This is a genomic window from Desulfosalsimonas sp. (assembly GCF_055149105.1).
In genome coordinates this window covers 85,541-103,087 of record NZ_JBSRLA010000003.1, presented here as the reverse complement: position 1 = coordinate 103,087, position 17,547 = coordinate 85,541, and the positions used below count along the sequence as shown (strand labels likewise).

The 17,547-nt window shown below is 56.5% G+C and carries 13 protein-coding genes; 9 read left to right on the top strand and 4 right to left on the bottom strand.

Annotated features, from left to right (window positions below; all coding sequences use genetic code 11):
• Window positions 1-144 precede the first annotated feature (144 nt).
• Complete coding sequence (gene rlmD / locus ACTCIA_RS01485; protein WP_463000034.1) at window positions 145-1,533, bottom strand: 23S rRNA (uracil(1939)-C(5))-methyltransferase RlmD; 1,389 nt, start codon at window positions 1,531-1,533, stop codon at window positions 145-147.
• A gap of 719 nt (window positions 1,534-2,252) precedes the next feature.
• Here rlmD and ACTCIA_RS01480 point away from each other — a divergent pair.
• From ACTCIA_RS01480 to ACTCIA_RS01450, 7 genes are all read left to right on the top strand, one after another.
• Window positions 2,253-2,969 (top strand): alpha/beta hydrolase, encoded by a 717-nt coding sequence (locus tag ACTCIA_RS01480; protein ID WP_463000033.1) that lies wholly within the window; start codon window positions 2,253-2,255, stop codon window positions 2,967-2,969.
• A gap of 362 nt (window positions 2,970-3,331) precedes the next feature.
• Window positions 3,332-5,002 (top strand): dihydroxy-acid dehydratase, encoded by a 1,671-nt coding sequence (gene ilvD / locus ACTCIA_RS01475; RefSeq protein WP_463000032.1) that lies wholly within the window; start codon window positions 3,332-3,334, stop codon window positions 5,000-5,002.
• Between the two features lie 158 nt (window positions 5,003-5,160).
• Entirely contained in the window at window positions 5,161-6,849 is a 1,689-nt protein-coding gene (gene ilvB, locus ACTCIA_RS01470) for a biosynthetic-type acetolactate synthase large subunit (protein WP_463000031.1), read from the top strand.
• Between the two features lie 51 nt (window positions 6,850-6,900).
• Window positions 6,901-7,389: an acetolactate synthase small subunit gene (ilvN, locus tag ACTCIA_RS01465; RefSeq protein WP_463000030.1), complete on the top strand. Its 489-nt coding sequence runs from the start codon at window positions 6,901-6,903 to the stop codon at window positions 7,387-7,389.
• 240 nt (window positions 7,390-7,629) lie between these two features.
• Complete coding sequence (ilvC, locus tag ACTCIA_RS01460) at window positions 7,630-8,682, top strand: ketol-acid reductoisomerase (RefSeq protein ID WP_463000029.1); 1,053 nt, start codon at window positions 7,630-7,632, stop codon at window positions 8,680-8,682.
• Window positions 8,683-8,780: 98 nt separating this feature from the next.
• Window positions 8,781-10,400, top strand: a complete 1,620-nt coding sequence (gene cimA / locus ACTCIA_RS01455; protein WP_463000028.1) for a citramalate synthase — start codon at window positions 8,781-8,783, stop codon at window positions 10,398-10,400.
• On the top strand, window positions 10,397-11,935 hold the full coding sequence (locus ACTCIA_RS01450; RefSeq protein WP_463000027.1) for a 2-isopropylmalate synthase: 1,539 nt from the start codon (window positions 10,397-10,399) through the stop codon (window positions 11,933-11,935). Before cimA ends, ACTCIA_RS01450 begins: the two co-directional genes overlap by 4 nt.
• Window positions 11,936-11,967: 32 nt before the next feature.
• On the opposite strand, the gene ACTCIA_RS01445 is transcribed toward ACTCIA_RS01450, so the two are convergent.
• Window positions 11,968-12,891, bottom strand: coding sequence for a dihydroorotate dehydrogenase (locus ACTCIA_RS01445; protein ID WP_463000026.1), 924 nt, complete (start codon window positions 12,889-12,891; stop codon window positions 11,968-11,970).
• A gap of 374 nt (window positions 12,892-13,265) precedes the next feature.
• Between ACTCIA_RS01445 and ACTCIA_RS01440 the strand changes: the two genes are divergently transcribed.
• Both ACTCIA_RS01440 and ACTCIA_RS01435 read left to right on the top strand, forming a co-directional pair.
• Complete coding sequence (locus tag ACTCIA_RS01440; RefSeq protein WP_463000025.1) at window positions 13,266-14,519, top strand: glycosyltransferase family 4 protein; 1,254 nt, start codon at window positions 13,266-13,268, stop codon at window positions 14,517-14,519.
• Window positions 14,500-15,213: a class I SAM-dependent methyltransferase gene (locus ACTCIA_RS01435; protein ID WP_463000024.1), complete on the top strand. Its 714-nt coding sequence runs from the start codon at window positions 14,500-14,502 to the stop codon at window positions 15,211-15,213. Before ACTCIA_RS01440 ends, ACTCIA_RS01435 begins: the two co-directional genes overlap by 20 nt.
• Here the strand turns inward: ACTCIA_RS01435 and ACTCIA_RS01430 are convergent.
• Together ACTCIA_RS01430 and pgm are read right to left on the bottom strand one after the other, a co-directional pair.
• Window positions 15,197-15,814: a class I SAM-dependent methyltransferase gene (locus ACTCIA_RS01430; protein ID WP_463000023.1), complete on the bottom strand. Its 618-nt coding sequence runs from the start codon at window positions 15,812-15,814 to the stop codon at window positions 15,197-15,199. The two genes, ACTCIA_RS01435 and ACTCIA_RS01430, sit on opposite strands and share 17 nt — an antisense overlap.
• Window positions 15,804-17,453: a phosphoglucomutase (alpha-D-glucose-1,6-bisphosphate-dependent) gene (gene pgm / locus ACTCIA_RS01425; protein ID WP_463000022.1), complete on the bottom strand. Its 1,650-nt coding sequence runs from the start codon at window positions 17,451-17,453 to the stop codon at window positions 15,804-15,806. The genes ACTCIA_RS01430 and pgm overlap by 11 nt, the downstream gene beginning before the upstream one ends.
• Window positions 17,454-17,547 lie beyond the last annotated feature (94 nt).

Sequence of the window (17,547 nt, the reverse complement as noted above, 5' to 3'; positions counted from 1 at the left end):
AGGCTTGCGCGATTCCGAAGAATGCAGCGTACTTATCCGTACGTGAAATTCTGAGGAATCGCGCGTAACGCAGATATTGGACTTTTTACGGCGCCATCATGCTTTCTGGAGTTTCCTTTTGGGCCTTCTTCCGGATGGCTGGGCTTATTTGCGCACCAGCCGGGCTACAGCCTCGATGTGAAAGGTGTGGGGAAACATGTCCACCGGCTGGATTTCAGCCACGTGATAGGTTTCGGCCATCAATGACAGATCCCGGGCCAGGGTGGCCGGATTGCAGGAGACATACACGATTTTTTCCGGGGCCATATCCAGTACGGATTTTACCACGTCCTTGTGCATGCCCGCCCTGGGGGGATCAATGACCATCAGATCCGGCCTGTGTTCTATCTGTGATATGGACTGCCGGATATCGCCGGCCACGAATCTGCAGTTGGTGATCTGATTTTTTTCGCAGTTTTTTCCGGCATCAGCCACGGCCGATTCCACGATTTCCAGACCGGTGATCCGGCCCGCATCGGCTGAGAGCCAGATCGGAATTGTACCGGTTCCGGTATAAAGATCCACCACAGACTCAGATCCGCTTAACTGTGCATATCTGCGCACGGTATCATAGAGTTTTTCCGCCTGTGCGGTGTTGGTCTGGAAAAAGGAATTGGCCGAAACTTCAAAGACAAAATCGCCGAGTTGCTCCTGGACAAAGGCCCGGCCGGAAACGGGCAGTTCATATTCGCCTGCGGCCACAGCGGCTTTTTTGGCCGTGACATTGTTGACCACCCCGGCGATATCATCGTGGGCCTCCATGAGATAGTCGGCAACAGCCGCCAGCGCCCCGCGGTCCTCGGCTGCGGTGACCAGGTTGACCAGCCAGCGGTCTTCGGCCAGAGAATGGCGCAGCATCACAAACCGCCAGAATCCTTCGTGGGTTCGCAGACCGTAAGGGGCCAACCCTGAGGCCCGGATCCGGTCGCGCACATCATTTAAGATGCGGTTTCCTTTTTCCGGCTGCAGCAGGCAGGCGTCAATATCCAGGATTTTATCAAAGGTGCCCGGCACATGCAGGCCCAGGGCAAAATCCTTCGGGATATCGGCCCGGCCGAGTTCCTCGGGCAGCAGCCACCGCCTGTCAGAACAGGAAAACTCCATTTTGTTGCGGTACCCGAATATCTTGTCCGCCGGCAGCACCGGATGTACCGGCACCCCGGAGATCTGCCCGATGTGCTCCACGGCTTCTCTGACATGCCGGCGCTTGTATTCCAGTTGGCGCCCGTATTGCAGAAACTGCCACTTGCACCCCCCGCACCACCCGGCATACCGGCAGGGCGGCTCGATTCTGTCAGCCGACGGCTCGATTATCTGCAGGGTTCGGGCTTCTGCATAGGATTTTTTCTTTTTCACGATCCGGGCCAGCACCCGGTCGCCGGGCACGGACTGGTCCACAAAGACTGTATACCCGTCTATTTTGGCAATGCCCCGGCCGCCAAAGGCAATACCCGTGACATCGAGTTCAATTTCCTGTTTTTTCTTAACCGTCATAATCCATCCAATACCTTTTATGTTTTCTCTTGCTTCATAATCCGGATCATGACGGTCTGTCAAACAAAGCCGATGGCAAAACACAAAGGTCAATATCTGCGTTGCGCTGCATCCCTCGAAATTTCACGTACTGCCAGTACGCTGCATTTCTCGGGATTTGCGCGCCTTGATCTTGACCTTTGTGTTTTGCCATCGGATGCAGTCCAAATCAACGGATTGAATTTTACCGGAACCCGCACATTGCGGCTTCCGGGGCGGGTTTGTTGGGCTGCATTGGAGCGGTTTCGGCAAAAGATTCGCGGGCGGCTTTGGCGCCCGGAATTTCAAACTGTCTGAGGGCGACAGCCCGAGTTTTTGAAATTCCAGCCAAAGGCGCACGCGAATCGCCGAAAGCGATCCGCAGCCCAACAAACCCGCCCCGGACGCCGCAATGCGAAAATCGTTGCAATCCATCAAATCCAATTGCGTTGCAATACCGAAAAAGATACATATATTGACAATTTACCGCTCACGACTGATGGTTTCGTAAAAAGTAAGTGTTCAGATGGCGCCGTAAAAAGTTCAAGATCAAGGCTTGCGCGATTGCCGAAGAATGCAGCGTACTTATCCGTACGTGAAATTCTGAGGAATCGCGCGTAACGCAGATATTGGACTTTTTACGGCGCCATCACGACTGTTGCATGACATTTTGAATCACCTGGCATCAAAAAGGCGCCCATATGCAGGAAACCCTGTTTTTTGAAGCAGACGGTCTGCGGCTGCACGGCACCCTGCACCTGACGCAAACCCCAAAACCCTCTTTTGTCATAGGGGTCCACGGCATGCTGTCCAACGGCGACTCCCCCAAACAGCAGGACCTGGCCCGGCAATGCAACCGCATGGGAATCGCCTATTTCCGGTTTGATCACCGGGGATGCGGCAGAAGCGACGGGGTATTTGCGGAAGTGACCACCTTTGAAGGCCGGTGCCGGGATTTGACCGCTGCCATGGATGTGCTGGGCCGGCGCCCGGACCTGGGCCGCTCTGCGGGTCTTTTCGGCAGCAGCCTGGGCGGGGCGGTGGTGCTGCATGCGGCCCGGGAAACAGATTTTGACGCTGTGGTCACCCTGGCCGCACCCATCCGGTTTTCCGCCATTCACATCCCCGAAGATTATCAGACAGATCCGGACCTTGCCGGAATCCGCAGGGATCAGTTGACCTATGACCTCACAGAAAACCTTGCCAAGGTCCACCACCTGCTGGTCTGCCACGGGGATGCCGACCCGGTGGTGCCTTACGAAAACGCCCTGCAAATTTACGATGCCGCCGGCACGCCCAAAAAACTCCTTTGCCTGCCCGGCGGCGATCACCCGTTGAGTCAGCCGGAACACCAGCAGACATTCATGGAAAACACCCTGAAATGGTTCGGCCGGCACCTGGTTTCCAAAACCGGTTGATTATAAGCAACAAAGAAGAAGGAAAAATATCAAAATAAAGGGTTGACAAGGTCCTTGTGCGGCTGATAGGGAATTTGGAATCCAGTAATTGATTTTTGCTGCAATTTTTCTCTGCAGGAACCGAAAGAAGCCAGTTGAACTGAAAATCAGTTGATTAAAAAACGGATTGCCAAAATGAATATCCGGCCGGTCATTTTCAGCCTTATTCTGATTATCGTACCCGTACTGGGCGTAGGCCTACTGGACGGGAAACGGGGTTGATAATGGCTCGTAAAAATTTTTAAGCAGCATAAATTCTTACATAAACCGTTATCAGCCCCGAAAGCTGATAACGGTTTTTTTGTTTCAGGGGGAGACAAATCATGAAAAGCGACATCGCCAAACAGGGAATCGGAAGGGCACCCCACCGGGCATTGCTCAAGGCCGCGGGCTACACTGATGATGAAATCCGCAGGCCGCTGATCGGCATTGCCAACTCAGTAAACACCGTGGTGCCGGGCCACACGCACCTAAACCAGATCAGCGAGGCGGTCCGCGCCGGCATTTACATGGGCGGGGGCACGCCTGTGGAATTCGGCACCATCGGCGTATGCGACGGCATTGCCATGGGCCATGAAGGCATGAAATATTCCCTGGGCAGCCGGGAACTGATTGCTGATTCCATCGAGATCATGGCCACAGCCCATGCGTTTGATGCCCTGGTGCTGATTCCCAACTGCGACAAGATCGTTCCCGGAATGCTCATGGCAGCCGCGCGCCTGGATATCCCGGCCATTTTCATTTCCGGCGGTCCCATGCTGGCCGGCCGCAACCCGCAAAACCCGAGCGAAAAGGTAGATCTCATCTCGGTATTTGAATCCGTGGGCAAAGTCCGGCGCGGGGTAATGTCGGAGCAGGAACTTTGCGGCATTGAAGATGCGGCCTGCCCCACCTGCGGATCATGCTCGGGGATGTTTACGGCCAATTCCATGAATTGCCTCACAGAGGCCATCGGCCTGGGCCTGCCCGGAAACGGCACCATACCCGCGGTAATGTCGGCCCGGATCCGGCTGGCCAAGCAGGCCGGCATCCAGATAGTGGCCCTGCACGAACAGGGGATCGTGCCGAGCCGGATCCTGACACACGACGCATTTGAAAACGCCCTGTGCGTGGACATGGCCCTGGGGTGTTCCACAAACACGGTGCTCCATATTGCGGCCCTGGCCCACGAAGCCGGAATGGCCCTGGATTTAAACCGGATCAACGACATCAGCAACCGGATTCCGCATTTGTGCTCCCTGAGCCCTGGCGGGGCCCATCACATCGAGGACCTGCAAAACGCCGGTGGCATCGGCGGGGTCATGAAAACCCTGGCCGAAGCGGGCCTGATTGACACCTCGTGTCTGACGGTCACGGGAAAAAGCGTCAAGGAAAACCTCGGCGCCGCCCGTGTCATCGACAACGAGATCATCCGCCCCGTTGACCGGGCCCATCACAAGGTGGGCGGACTGGCCGTGCTTTTCGGTAATCTGGCCCCCAACGGATGCGTGGTCAAACAATCCGCGGTGGTGGACAAGATGATGCAGCACGAGGGCCCTGCCCGTGTGTTTGACTCCGAGGAGGACGCCACTGAAGCCATCATGGACGGCCGGATCAACAAGGGGGACGTGGTGGTCATCCGGTATGAAGGTCCCATGGGCGGACCCGGCATGCGCGAGATGCTCACCCCCACTTCAGCCATTGCCGGCATGGGCCTGGATGCCGATGTTGCCCTGATCACCGACGGCCGGTTTTCCGGGGGCACGCGCGGGGCGGCCATCGGGCATGTCTCGCCCGAAGCCATGCAGAAAGGCCCCATTGCCGTGGTAAAAGAAGGCGATATAATCGCCATCGACATTGCCGGCAAAAGCATTTCCCTGAAGGTCGATGAAAAGGAGCTGCAGAAACGTTTTTCCGCATGGCAGGCCCCGGCGCCGAAAATCACCAAAGGCTACATGGCCAGATATGCCAAACAGGTCACCTCAGCGGACAAGGGAGCCGTATTAAAGGAATAACATCCGACCCTGAAACCGTTTTTTTATAACCCGCAAAAACATTGATGATTGTATCATAAAAAACTTATTGATTTTACTTAACACTTAATCACTTAAAACTTAACACTGCCTGTAAAAAGAATTTTTACAGGCCTATCAGAGAATGACGAGGACAGACAATGAAGCTCAAAGGTGCTGAGATACTGCTGAAAATGCTTCAGGAAGAAGAAGTGGACACCGTTTTCGGCTATCCGGGCGGAGCGGTGATTGATATTTATGACGCCCTGATGGAGGAAAAAAGCATCAACCATGTGCTGGTTCGCCACGAACAGGGCGCAGCCCATGCCGCTGACGGCTATGCCCGGGCTACCGGCAGGGTGGGTGTCTGCCTGGTGACCTCCGGGCCCGGGGCCACCAATACGGTCACCGGCATTGCCTCGGCATACATGGATTCCATTCCCATGGTGATATTCACCGGCCAGGTGCCCACGGCCCTGATCGGAAACGACGCCTTCCAGGAAGTCGATATTGTGGGCATCACCCGGCCCTGCACCAAGCACAATTACCTGGTCAAGGACGTGCGCAACCTGGCGCGCACCATCAAGGAGGCTTTTCACATCGCCCGCTCCGGCAGGCCCGGACCGGTGCTGGTGGATCTGCCCAAGGATGTAATCAATGCCACAACCCAGTTCAACGTGCCCGGAGAGGTGAAGCTCAAAAGCTACAACCCCACCTACAAGCCCAATATCAAGCAGCTCAACAAGGTGGTGGATCTCATTGCCAAATCCCAAAAGCCGGTGATTTTTTCCGGCGGGGGGGTCAGCCTGTCCAAGGGCCATCACGAACTCACGGAACTGGCCCGCAAGCTGCAGATCCCGGTGACCAGCACGCTCATGGGGCTGGGCGGCTTTCCGGGAACAGACCCGTTATGGCTGGGAATGCTGGGCATGCACGGCACGTTTCGGGCCAACATGGCGGTTTCTGAATGCGATCTGCTCATATCCGTGGGGGTGCGCTTTGACGACCGGGTCACGGGCAAGGTCGACGAGTTTGCCCCAAACGCCAAAATCGTGCAGATCGACATCGATCCCACCTCGATACAGAAAAACGTGCCGGTGCACGTGCCCGTGGTGGGCGACTGCAAGATCTCCCTGGCGGAGATCAACACGCTTGTGGATAAAAAGAAATGGGAAGAGCTGGAAGAAACCCGCAAGCCCTGGCTTGCACAGATTGATGAATGGAAGCAAACCACGCCTCTGGCTTATCAGCAGGCAGAGGTGATCAAGCCCCAGTACGTGATTGAAACCCTTTATGACCTCACGGGCGGCGATGCGATCATTTCCACGGAAGTGGGCCAGAACCAGATGTGGGCGGCCCAGTATTACCATGTCAAAGAGCCGGGCCATTTTATCACCTCCGGGGGGCTGGGCGCCATGGGATTCGGGCTGCCCGCGGCCATCGGCGCTCAGGTGGGCGCACCGGGCACCGCCGTTGTCGACATCGCCGGCGACGGCTCCATTCAGATGAACATCCAGGAACTGGCCACGGCAGTGCAGTACAATCTTCCGGTGAAGGTGGTGATCTTAAACAACGGCTTTCTGGGCATGGTGCGCCAGTGGCAGGAACTGTTCTACAAACGGCGCTATTCGTCCACACAGTTTGTCCATGCCCCGGATTTTGTCAAACTCGCCGAGGCTTACGGTGCAGTGGGGCTGCGGGCGAAAACCCCGGATGAAGTGGCATCGGTTCTGCGTCAGGGACTGGAATGCAACAAGCCGGTGGTGATGGATTTTGTCGTGGAGCCGGAGGAAAGCGTCTATCCCATGGTGCCCGCAGGGGCGCCGATTAAGAAGATGCTTCTGGTGTAAGGCCAACCCGATAGGACATCTGCAAGAACCGGTTGAAAAAAGGATTTGATGATGAGCGAAAAAAAACATTTACTCTCCATTCTCGTGGACAATGAGCCGGGCGTGCTCTCGCGGATCACCGGGCTGTTTTCCGGCCGCGGATACAATATTGAAAGCCTGAGCGTGGCTGAAACCGTGGATCCCGGAATCTCCCGGATCACCATGGTCACCAAGGGCAGCCCCATGATCATCGAGCAGATTCAAAAACAGCTAAACAAGCTGATCAACGTGCTCAAGGTCATTGACCTGACCGGCACCCAGTATGTGCAGCGGGAAATGGCCCTGATAAAGGTCAATGCCCGGGCCGATCACCGGGCCGAGATTCTGCGCATCACCGATATTTTCCGGGGCCAGGTTGTGGACGTGGGCATGGAGCATTTTACCCTGAAAATCGAAGGCGATGCCGAAAAAATCGAAGCTGTATTAAACCTGCTAAAGCCCTTTGGCATCCGGGAAATCGCCCGCACCGGGTGCGTGGCCCTGCCCCGGGAAAGCAGATAAGGCATTTGAAAATTTGAAAGATTCAAGCGGCAAGCCAAAGACAAACTTTGATGGCACCGTAAAAAGTCTGATTTCAGATGGTGCCATAAAAAGTTCAAGATCAAGGCTTGCGCAATTTCGAAGAATGCAGCGTACTTAGACGTACGTGAAATTCTGAGAAATTGCGCGTAACGCAGATATTGGACTTTTTACGGCACCATCAACTTTACTTACAATCAAAAATAACTGGAGGACAAAGACATGGCGAAACTCGATTTTGGCGGAGTGGAAGAAGAGGTGATCACCTCTGATGAATTTACCATGGAGCAGGCCCGTGAGGTTTTGAAAGACGAAACCATCGTGGTGCTCGGATACGGCGTGCAGGGCCCGGCCCAGGCGCTGAACCTCAAGGACAACGGGCTTTCGGTGATCGTGGGCCAGCTCGAGGGCGACGAGTACTGGCAAAAGGCCGTCTCCGACGGATTTGTGCCCGGAGAAACCCTTTTCCCCCTGGAAGAAGCGGCAAAGCGCGGCACCATCATCATGGAGCTCATGTCTGATGCCGGCCAGGTGGCCACATGGCCCAAAATCAAACAATGCCTCAATGAAGGCGACGCCCTGTATTTCTCCCACGGGTTTTCCATTGTCTACAAGGACCAGACAGAAGTTATCCCGCCGGAAAACGTGGATGTGATCCTCGTGGCCCCCAAGGGCTCGGGCACCAGCGTGCGTAACAACTTCCTGGAAGGCCAGGGCATCAATTCCAGTTTTGCCATACACCAGGATTACACCGGCCGCGCCAGACAGCGGGCACTGGCCATCGGCATTGCCATCGGCTCGGGATATCTGTTTCCCACCACGTTTGAAAAAGAGGTCTTCAGCGATCTCACCGGCGAGCGCGGCGTGCTTATGGGATGCCTGGCCGGTGTCATGGAAGCCCAGTACAACACCCTGCGCAGCCACGGCCACAGCCCCAGCGAGGCATTTAACGAAACCGTGGAGGAACTCACCCAGAGCCTGATCCGGCTTGTGGATCAAAACGGCATGGACTGGATGTTTTCCAACTGCAGCACCACGGCCCAGCGCGGCGCCCTGGACTGGGCCCCCAAGTTCCGGGATGCCGTGGCCCCGGTGTTTGAAAATTTGTATCAAAGTGTTGCCTCCGGCAAGGAAACCCAGCGGGTCCTGGAAGCCAACAGCACGCCGGATTACCGGGAAAAACTGACCCGGGAACTCGATGCCATCAAAAATTCCGAAATGTGGACGGCCGGGACGGCTGTACGTTCCCTGCGGCCGGACCGCCGCGGAAAATAATCAACACCCGAATTGTGCGATTTTCAATCAAATGAATTGCTTTTAAAAATCTGAAACGCTCAATTCAGGTAATACAGAAGTAAAAAAAGAAGGTTTCCATGAAATCCATACGGCTTTATGACACCACCCTGAGAGACGGCACCCAGGGAGAAAAAATCAGTTTCACGGCCCAGGACAAGCTCAAGGTCGCCCGCAAACTCGATGATATGGGTATCCATTACATCGAGGGCGGGTGGCCCGGGGCCTCTGCCAAGGACTTTGATTTTTTCCAACTGGCGGCCAAAGAAACGTTTCAGCATGCCAGGATAGCGGCATTTTGCGCCACGCACAAGCACGGCAGCACGCCTGAAGACGACCGGCAGCTCAATGTGGTCCTTGAAAGCGGCGCACAGGTGGGCACCATTGTGGGCAAAACCTGGGATCTGCATGTCACAAAGATCCTGGGCATCCCCCTGGAGGCCAACCTGGAGATGATTGAAAACTCCGTGGCCTACCTGAAAAAAAACGGTCTGGAAGTGCACTACGATGCCGAGCATTTTTTTGACGGGTACAAGGAAAACCCGGAGTACGCCGCCCGCACCATAAGGGCGGCCGTGGCCGGAGGGGCGGATACCATCTGCCTGTGCGACACCAACGGCGGCGCCCTGCCCCATGAAATCGAGGAGATCACCACGGCCATCAGGGAAGTGATCGACAACAGCTCAGACCGGCCCATTCATATCGGAATTCACACCCACAACGATTCAAACCTTGCCGTGGCCAACTCCATTACCGCGATTCGCGCCGGGGCCACTATCGTTCAGGGCACCATCAACGGCTACGGGGAGCGCTGCGGCAATGCGGATCTGACTTCGATCATCCCGATTCTTCAGCTGAAAATGGGCTATGCCTGCATTTCCGAGGAAAATCTGGCAAAACTTCAGAAAGTGTCGCTGTATGTAAGTGAAACCGCCAACATGACGCCCGTCAACAGCCGTCCTTTTGTGGGTAAAAGCGCTTTTACCCACAAGGGCGGACTGCACGTGGACGCCATCATGAAAGAGCCCCGGTCCTATGAACACATCACCCCGGAACTTGTGGGCAACCGCCGCCGGGTACTGATCTCGGACATGGCCGGCAAGGGCAATATCCGCTACAAGGCCCGGGAACTGGGATTTCCGGTGGATGAAAACGGATATGATTATGCAGAGATTGTCAACACGGTAAAACGGCTGGAGCAGGAAGGCTACCAGTACGACGTGGCAGACGGCTCCCTGCGCATTCTCATGGAAAAGCTCACGGACCAGTTTCAGCCGTGTTTTGAGCTCGAATCCTTCCGGGTGACCGTGGAAAAGGAAAAAGACCGTCCGTGCCATTCCCATGCCATGATCAAGATCAATGTGGAGGGCATCGAGGAAATCACCGCCGCAGAAGGCCACGGCCCGGTCAGCGCCCTGGACAATTCCCTGCGCAAGGCATTAAACAACGTCTACCGCAATGTACTCGATCCGGTCCATCTCGTGGATTTCAAGGTCCGGGTGTTGGACGGCAGAGACGGCACCGGTGCCAAGGTCCGGGTGCTGATCGAATCCCGGGATGAAGAAGCCATCTGGAGCACCATCGGGGTTTCCGAAGACATTATCGAGGCAAGCTGGCAGGCCCTGGCAGACAGCTTCCAGTACAAACTGGCGCGGATCACCAACGGCAACAACCAGAGCCCGCAGGAGCAAGGCAAATGAAGGAAAAGGTATACATATTCGACACCACCCTGCGCGACGGGGAACAGTCGCCAGGGGCGAGCATGAACACCGCCGAAAAGGTGCGCCTGGCCACCCAGCTGGAAAAACTGGGGGTGGATGCCATAGAAGCCGGTTTTCCCGCGGCATCAGAGGGCGATTTCGAGGCGGTGGCCGAAGTGGCGCGGAAAGTGAGCAACTCTGAAGTCGTGGCCCTGGCCCGGGCATCGGTTCATGACATTGACCGGGCATGGAAGGCGGTGGGCCATGCCGCCAAGCCCCGCATCCACACGTTTCTGGCCACCTCGGACATTCACATGCAGTACAAACTCAACATGTCCCGCGACGAGGTGCTCAAAAGCGCGGTGGATGCGGTCAAATACGCATGCTCGTTTACCGGTAACGTAGAATTTTCAGCAGAAGACGGCTCCAGAAGTGATCCGGATTTTTTGTGCCAGGTTTTTGAAGCCGTGATCAATGCCGGGGCAAAGGTGATCAACCTGCCCGATACAGTGGGCTATGCCGTGCCTCACGAGTTCGGCGAGCTTGTGGCTTACGTGCGCAAAAACACACCCGGGATTGACAGGGTGATTTTAAGCGTGCACTGCCACAACGACCTGGGTCTGGCTGTGGCCAACACACTGGCGGCCATTGAAAACGGCGCCCGGCAGGCCGAAGTCACCATCAACGGCATTGGCGAGCGGGCCGGCAACACGTCTCTGGAAGAACTGGTCATGACGTTAAACACCAGGCCCACCTACCTGCCGGTGACAACGGCCATTGAAACCACACGCATTTACCGGATCAGCCGGCTGGTGAGCATGATCACGGGTATGCCGGTGCAACCCAACAAGGCCATTGTGGGGGCCAACGCCTTTGCCCACGAAGCCGGCATTCATCAGCACGGGGTTTTGGCCAATCCCATGACCTACGAGATCATGAAGCCCGAGACCATCGGCCTGACCACCAGCAAGCTGGTCATGGGCAAGCACTCGGGCAAGCACGCCCTGCACAAGCATTTGAAAAACATCGGCTATGATCTTTCCGAAGAAGAGATCAAGCTGGTGTTCAAAAAATTCAAGGAACTGGCGGACAAGAAAAAGGTGGTGCTTGACGAGGACCTCGAAGCCCTGGTCAATCAAGGGGTTTTGCGCACAGCAGACATTTATTCCCTGCAGTATCTGCATGTCACCGCCGGCACCACCGTGCTGCCCACGGCCACCGTGAAAATGCTGATCAACGGAGCGGAAGCCTTTTGCACCGGCAGCGGAAACGGCCCCATTGACGCGGCGTTTAACGCCATATCCGAGCTGACCCAAACCCAATCCTCGCTTCTGCGATTTTCTGTCAACGCCCTGACAGGGGGCACGGACGCCCAGGGAGAAGTTACAGTGCGGCTCAAGGAAGATGAAGTCATTGCCCTGGGCCGGGGCGCGGACCCGGATATTATCACCGCCAGTGCATACGCCTATATCAATGGACTAAACCGGCTGGAATATCTCAAGGAAAACCCGGCGCGCACATCTGAGGCGCTTTAAAACATTTCCGCGCACCGGCTGCGGGGGTTTGATTAATCGACTTTTATGGTTTTGATCAGATCGACAATCCGGCTGATGCGGTTTTGCTCCATATAGGCAACAAGGCCGTCTATGATTTCGGTGGTCACGGAGGGATTGACAAAATTGGCCGTGCCCACTTCCACGGCCGTGGCCCCGGCGATCATGAATTCCAGGACGTCTTGGGCGCACATGATGCCGCCGATGCCGATAACAGGGATGTTTACAGCCCCTGCCACCTGCCAGACCATGCGCAGGGCAACGGGCTTGATGGCCGGGCCGGACAGTCCGCCGGTGATATTGCCCAGCTTGGGACGGCGGGTATGGATGTCAACGGCCATGCCGGTGATGGTGTTGATCAGCGATACAGCGTCAGCCCCGCAGTCTTCCACCTTTTTTGCAATGCAGACAATATCTGAGACATTGGGAGTAAGTTTGACGATCACCGGCTTTGCAGTTTTTTTGCGGACTGCGGTCACCACCGTGGCCGCAGCATCCGGATCCACCCCAAAGGCCACGCCACCGGCCTTGACATTGGGGCATGAAATATTGATTTCCATGCCCGCGATCTGTTCCACCGGGTCCATGCGCGCAGCCAGTTCCGCATATTCCTCAACGGTTTTGGCGTAGGTGTTGACAATCACGGGTGTGTCATAGGCGGCCAGCTTGGGCAGCCGGTCGTTTAAAAACGCCTCAATGCCGATGTTCTCCAGGCCGATGGCGTTTAACATGCCGCAGGCGGTTTCCACGATCCGCGGGGGGGGGTTGCCGGCGGCCGGCTGCAGGGAAAGCCCCTTGACCACAATGGCCCCCAGGGCATTGAGGTCCACCAGATCCGAGAACTCCAGGCCGTAGCCGAAAGTGCCGGATGCGGTCATCACGGGATTTTTCAGACAGATTCCGCCGATATCCACGGCCAGGTCCGGGTGCTGGGTCATAATGCCTTTTCCGTTTTACCAGACAATGGGGATAAAAGACTCCTTAGTGCAGTGAAAATCAATGACATGAAACCGCGGATCGGTCAAGAAGGAAAACCGGAAAAATCCGGTCCGTACCCAACCCGTCCTGCACAAAAAAAACAGGCCCCAGCCGGAGGGAAGAAAGCCCTGCGGCCGGGGGCGGGTTTTTTCGCTCCTGAGCCTTTTTGCGGATCCAGCCAAAGCCCCGGTCCGATCGCCGAAAGCACGCCGCAGACAAACAAACCACCCCCGCCCCGCCACATGCGAAAAATCGTTGATCACTCTTTTTTGCAAGGCCTTTACGGAAAAACATCTTGACGGTCCGACTGTCCGGGCTGTATTGAAGGGTTCAAATGAAAACCCCAATCCAAAGACCCCTGCGTATCTGCCTGCTGAGCTACCGCAGCAATCCCCACTGCGGCGGCCAGGGCGTATACGTGCGCAATCTCAGCTCTGCCCTGGTGCGCCTGGGCCATCACGTGGATGTGGTGTCCGGGCCCGAATACCCGGTACTTGATGAGAAAGTGGGCCTGATCAAACTGCGGGGCCTGGACTTGTACAACCCTGAAAACCTTTTTCGCCTGCCTTCGATTACAGAGCTGGCAGACACGACAAATTTTCTTGAATGGCTCGGGGTATCCACCATGGGCTTTCCCGAACCGTTCTGCTTTGGCATGCGGGCTGCCCGGTTTTTCAGAGAAAAGACCCGCGGCTATGACATCGTGCATGACAACCAGAGCCTTTCCTACGGAATCTGGTCGATCAAACGGAAAATACCGGTGATTGCCACCATTCATCATCCCATTACCGTGGACCGGGATGTTTCCGTGAAAACCGAACCCGCGTTCTGGAAAAAGCTCCAGCAGATCCGCTGGTATTCCTTTATCGGGATGCAAAAGCAGGTGGCGCGCACCCTGCCCGGCCTGATAACGGTTTCCCGCTTTACCCGCCGGCATATCAGCCGGGAATTCAAGATCCCGGAAAACCGGTTTTCTGTTGTGCCAAACGGCATCAACACCGAGCTGTTCTATCCCATTGCCGAAATCGAGCGCGAGCCCGGCCGGATCATTGTTACCAACAGTGCAGACACCCCCTTAAAAGGCCTGCATCATCTTTTGCCGGCAGTGGCCGCAGTGGCCCAAACCCGGGATGTGCGGCTCATTGTGGTGGGCACGCCCAAAAAAAACGGCATGGTGGAAAAAATGGTCAGAAAGCTGGGTCTTGGCCGGATTGTCACCTTTACCGGCCGCATATCCTACGGGCAATTCGTGCGCCAGTACGCCCGGGCCGCCATGGCTGTGGTGCCATCGGTATACGAGGGCTTCGGCCTGCCCGCGGGCGAGGCCATGGCCTGCGCCGTGCCGGTGATCAGCACAACAGGCGGGGCCCTTCCCGAGGTGGTTGGCGATGCCGGCGTCCTGGTGCCGCCGGCGGATCCAAAAGCCCTGGCCGCAGCCATCACGGACCTGCTGGATCACCCGGAAAAAGCCCGGAAAATCGGACAAGCCGGATACGAGCGGGTGCGCCGGCATCTGAGCTGGAACGCGGTAGCGGAAAAAACAGCCGCCGCTTATGAAAGGACCATTGATGATTACCATCGACTATAACCGCCTGGGTATCCGGTCCGGCCACAGAATTCTGGACATGGGCTGCGGGGCGGGCCGCCACGTGTGCGGGGCCTGCGCCCGGCCGGGGGTCACGGTGGTGGGTGCAGACATCAACTTTGCGGATCTGGCTAAAGCAGATGAGCACATCCGCATCCACGAACAGTACGGCGGGCCCTGTCAGGGCAGATGGGCCTTGTGCGCCGCAAGTATTCTAAAACTGCCCTTTGGGGATCACAGCTTTGACCATGTGATCTGCTCCGAGGTCATGGAGCACATCACTGATGACAAGCAGGCCGCAGAAGAACTTTTCAGGATACTCAAGCCCGGCGGAAGCCTTGCGGTCAGCGTGCCCCGGTATTTCCCGGAAAGAATCTGCTGGGCCCTTTCAGAAACCTATTGCAACACCGATGGCGGCCATGTGCGCATATACCGCAAAAAACAGATCACCGGCCTGTTTGCGTCCCTGGGCCTGGAGTTGACGAGCCGCCATTGGGCCCACAGCCTGCACTCGCCCTACTGGTGGCTCAAATGCATGGCCGGGCCGGAAAACGATTCCGCCGCCCCGGTGGCGGCATATCATCGGTTTTTGACCTGGGACCTGATGAAAAAGCCCAAAATCACCCGCATGGCTGACCGGCTTTTAAACCCTGTAATGGGAAAAAGCCTGGTGCTTTATTTCAAAAAAGCCGCCTGAGCACCCCGAGGGTCTTGGTCATGGGCAGGGCCTCAAACAAACCCGAGGCCAGGGCCAGCTCATAGATATGATGCGGGGCCTGGCCGCCTTGTTCCGGGTTTTTGAAAATATCATGGATCACCAGAAAACCGCCGGCCGTCACATGGGTGGCCCAGGCCTTGTAGTCGGCAAATGCCGCTTCATGGCTGTGCCCACCGTCGATAAAAACCAGGCAAAGCGGTGTGGCCCACATGCGTGCGGCCACCGGCGAGGCGCATGCCAGGGGCACCACTGTCTGCTCAAGCCCGGCGCGTTCCAGGGTGGTGCGAAACAGCGGCAGGGTGTCAATTCGGCCGGTTCGCGGATCCCAGGTTTCCGGGTCAAAATAGCCCTCCCCGGGCTGCTGTTCCTCTGAGCCGCGATGGTGGTCCACGGAAAACAGAATACCATTGTTTTGCCGGCAGCCCGCTCCCAGGTAAAGGCTGGATTTTCCGCAATAGCTGCCGATTTCAAGACAAGGGCCCTTTGGTGAGGCCTCCAGGGCCAGTTCATAAAGCCGCCGGCCCTCTTCCGGGTCCAGAAAGCCCTTGGTCTGATTGACAAGCGCGGGATCAATTTCCATTTTCAAAGGCTTTTTTCACAATCTGCTGTGCCTGCTGCTGGATCTGCCGCAAGTGATCCGCTCCCTTAAAGCTTTCTGCATAAATCTTGTAAATTTCCTCGGTGCCCGAGGGCCGGGCCGCAAACCAGCCGTTGGGGGCAACCACCTTGAGCCCGCCGATGGGGGCATCATTGGCCGGGGCCCGGGTCAGCACCTGCTCTATGGGCTCGCCTGCCAATTCATCTGCTGTGATCATTTCTGAAGACAGGTTTTTTAAAATCCGTTTCTGCTCCGCTGTTGCCGGGGCGTCCATGCGCTCATAGACGCACTGGCCGAATTGTTCCTCGATCCGGCTGTAAATGCCCGCGGGATCGGTCCGTGTGGCTGCAGTGATCTCGGCTGCCAGCAGGTTTAAGATAATGCCGTCCTTGTCCGTGGACCAGACCGTGCCGTCTTTTCTCAAAAATGAAGCCCCGGCGCTTTCCTCGCCGGCAAACCCGTATTGACCGCTCAAAAGCCCTTGCACAAACCATTTAAACCCCACCGGCACCTCCTGCAGGGGGAGTTTGAGAAAGTTTGCCACCCGGTCGATCATGGCCGTGGAAACCAGTGTTTTGCCCACGGCCGCGCCCTGGGGCCATCGGGGGCGGTTTGCGAAAAGATACCAGATGGCTGTGGTCAGGTAATGGTTGGGATTGAGCAGGCCTGCACTTTTGGTGACAATGCCGTGGCGGTCCACGTCCGGATCATTGCCAAAGGCGATGTCAAAGCGGTCCTTTAAATCAATCAAACCGGCCATGGCATAGGGAGATGAACAATCCATGCGGATTTTTCCGTCCTTGTCCAAATGCATGAACCCAAAGGCCGGATCAATCCCGGTGTTGACCACTTCCAGATCCAGGCCGTATTTCTGGGCAATGGGCTCCCAGAAATACACCGCCGCACCGCCCATGGGATCCACCCCGATTTTAAGGCCCGCACCGGAAATGGTGTCCATGTCCACAACATTTTGCAGGTCATCCACGTAAGGTTCAATATAATCGTATTCTTGGGTGGTGGACGCCTTTTTCGCCCGTTCAAAGGGAATGCGGGCAATGTTTTCAACCCCTTTGGCCATCAGCGCATTGGCCCGGTCCTGGATCACGGCGGTGACATCGGTTCCCGCAGGTCCGCCATGGGGCGGATTGTATTTAAACCCCCCGTCCTCGGGCGGGTTGTGGGAAGGGGTGATCACCACCCCGTCTGCCAGGCCCTGGCTGCGCCCGTGGTTGTAGGTCAAAATGGCATGGGAAATCACCGGCGTGGGGGTATAGCCCAAACCTTTCTGGATCATCACGGGAATTTCTGCTGCGGAAAACACTTCCAGGGCGGTGATCAGGGCCGGCTCGGACAAGGCATGGGTATCCATGCCCATAAACAGCGGGCCTGAAATATTTTCCCGTTTCCGGTACTCGCAGATGGCCCGGCTGACCGCCAGGATATGGGCCTGGTTGAAACTGTTGCGAAGCGACGAGCCCCGGTGTCCGGAGGTGCCGAAAGCCACCTGCTGGGCGGGGTCGTCCGGATCCGGATGCCGGGTGTAATAGGCTGAAACCAGCCCGGGCACATGGATCAGCATGTCACTTGTGGCGCGCTTGCCGGCTTTTTCGTGTACGGACATGGCAGACTTCCTTTGTTCCATAGTTTGAAACACTGTATTTTAAACCATGAAGAGCATGGAGGCCGGGAAGAAGGTCTTGTTTAAACTTTTTCCT

Bases quoted from the DNA above. Each gene is read 5' to 3' on its own strand.
- rlmD (WP_463000034.1), bottom strand. From the start codon at position 1,533: ATGACGGTTAAGAAAAAACAGGAAATTGAACTCGATGTCACGGGTATT.
- ACTCIA_RS01480 (WP_463000033.1), top strand. From the start codon at position 2,253: ATGCAGGAAACCCTGTTTTTTGAAGCAGACGGTCTGCGGCTGCACGGC.
- ilvD (WP_463000032.1), top strand. From the start codon at position 3,332: ATGAAAAGCGACATCGCCAAACAGGGAATCGGAAGGGCACCCCACCGG.
- ilvB (WP_463000031.1), top strand. From the start codon at position 5,161: ATGAAGCTCAAAGGTGCTGAGATACTGCTGAAAATGCTTCAGGAAGAA.
- ilvN (WP_463000030.1), top strand. From the start codon at position 6,901: ATGAGCGAAAAAAAACATTTACTCTCCATTCTCGTGGACAATGAGCCG.
- ilvC (WP_463000029.1), top strand. From the start codon at position 7,630: ATGGCGAAACTCGATTTTGGCGGAGTGGAAGAAGAGGTGATCACCTCT.
- cimA (WP_463000028.1), top strand. From the start codon at position 8,781: ATGAAATCCATACGGCTTTATGACACCACCCTGAGAGACGGCACCCAG.
- ACTCIA_RS01450 (WP_463000027.1), top strand. From the start codon at position 10,397: ATGAAGGAAAAGGTATACATATTCGACACCACCCTGCGCGACGGGGAA.
- ACTCIA_RS01445 (WP_463000026.1), bottom strand. From the start codon at position 12,891: ATGACCCAGCACCCGGACCTGGCCGTGGATATCGGCGGAATCTGTCTG.
- ACTCIA_RS01440 (WP_463000025.1), top strand. From the start codon at position 13,266: ATGAAAACCCCAATCCAAAGACCCCTGCGTATCTGCCTGCTGAGCTAC.
- ACTCIA_RS01435 (WP_463000024.1), top strand. From the start codon at position 14,500: ATGATTACCATCGACTATAACCGCCTGGGTATCCGGTCCGGCCACAGA.
- ACTCIA_RS01430 (WP_463000023.1), bottom strand. From the start codon at position 15,814: ATGGAAATTGATCCCGCGCTTGTCAATCAGACCAAGGGCTTTCTGGAC.
- pgm (WP_463000022.1), bottom strand. From the start codon at position 17,453: ATGTCCGTACACGAAAAAGCCGGCAAGCGCGCCACAAGTGACATGCTG.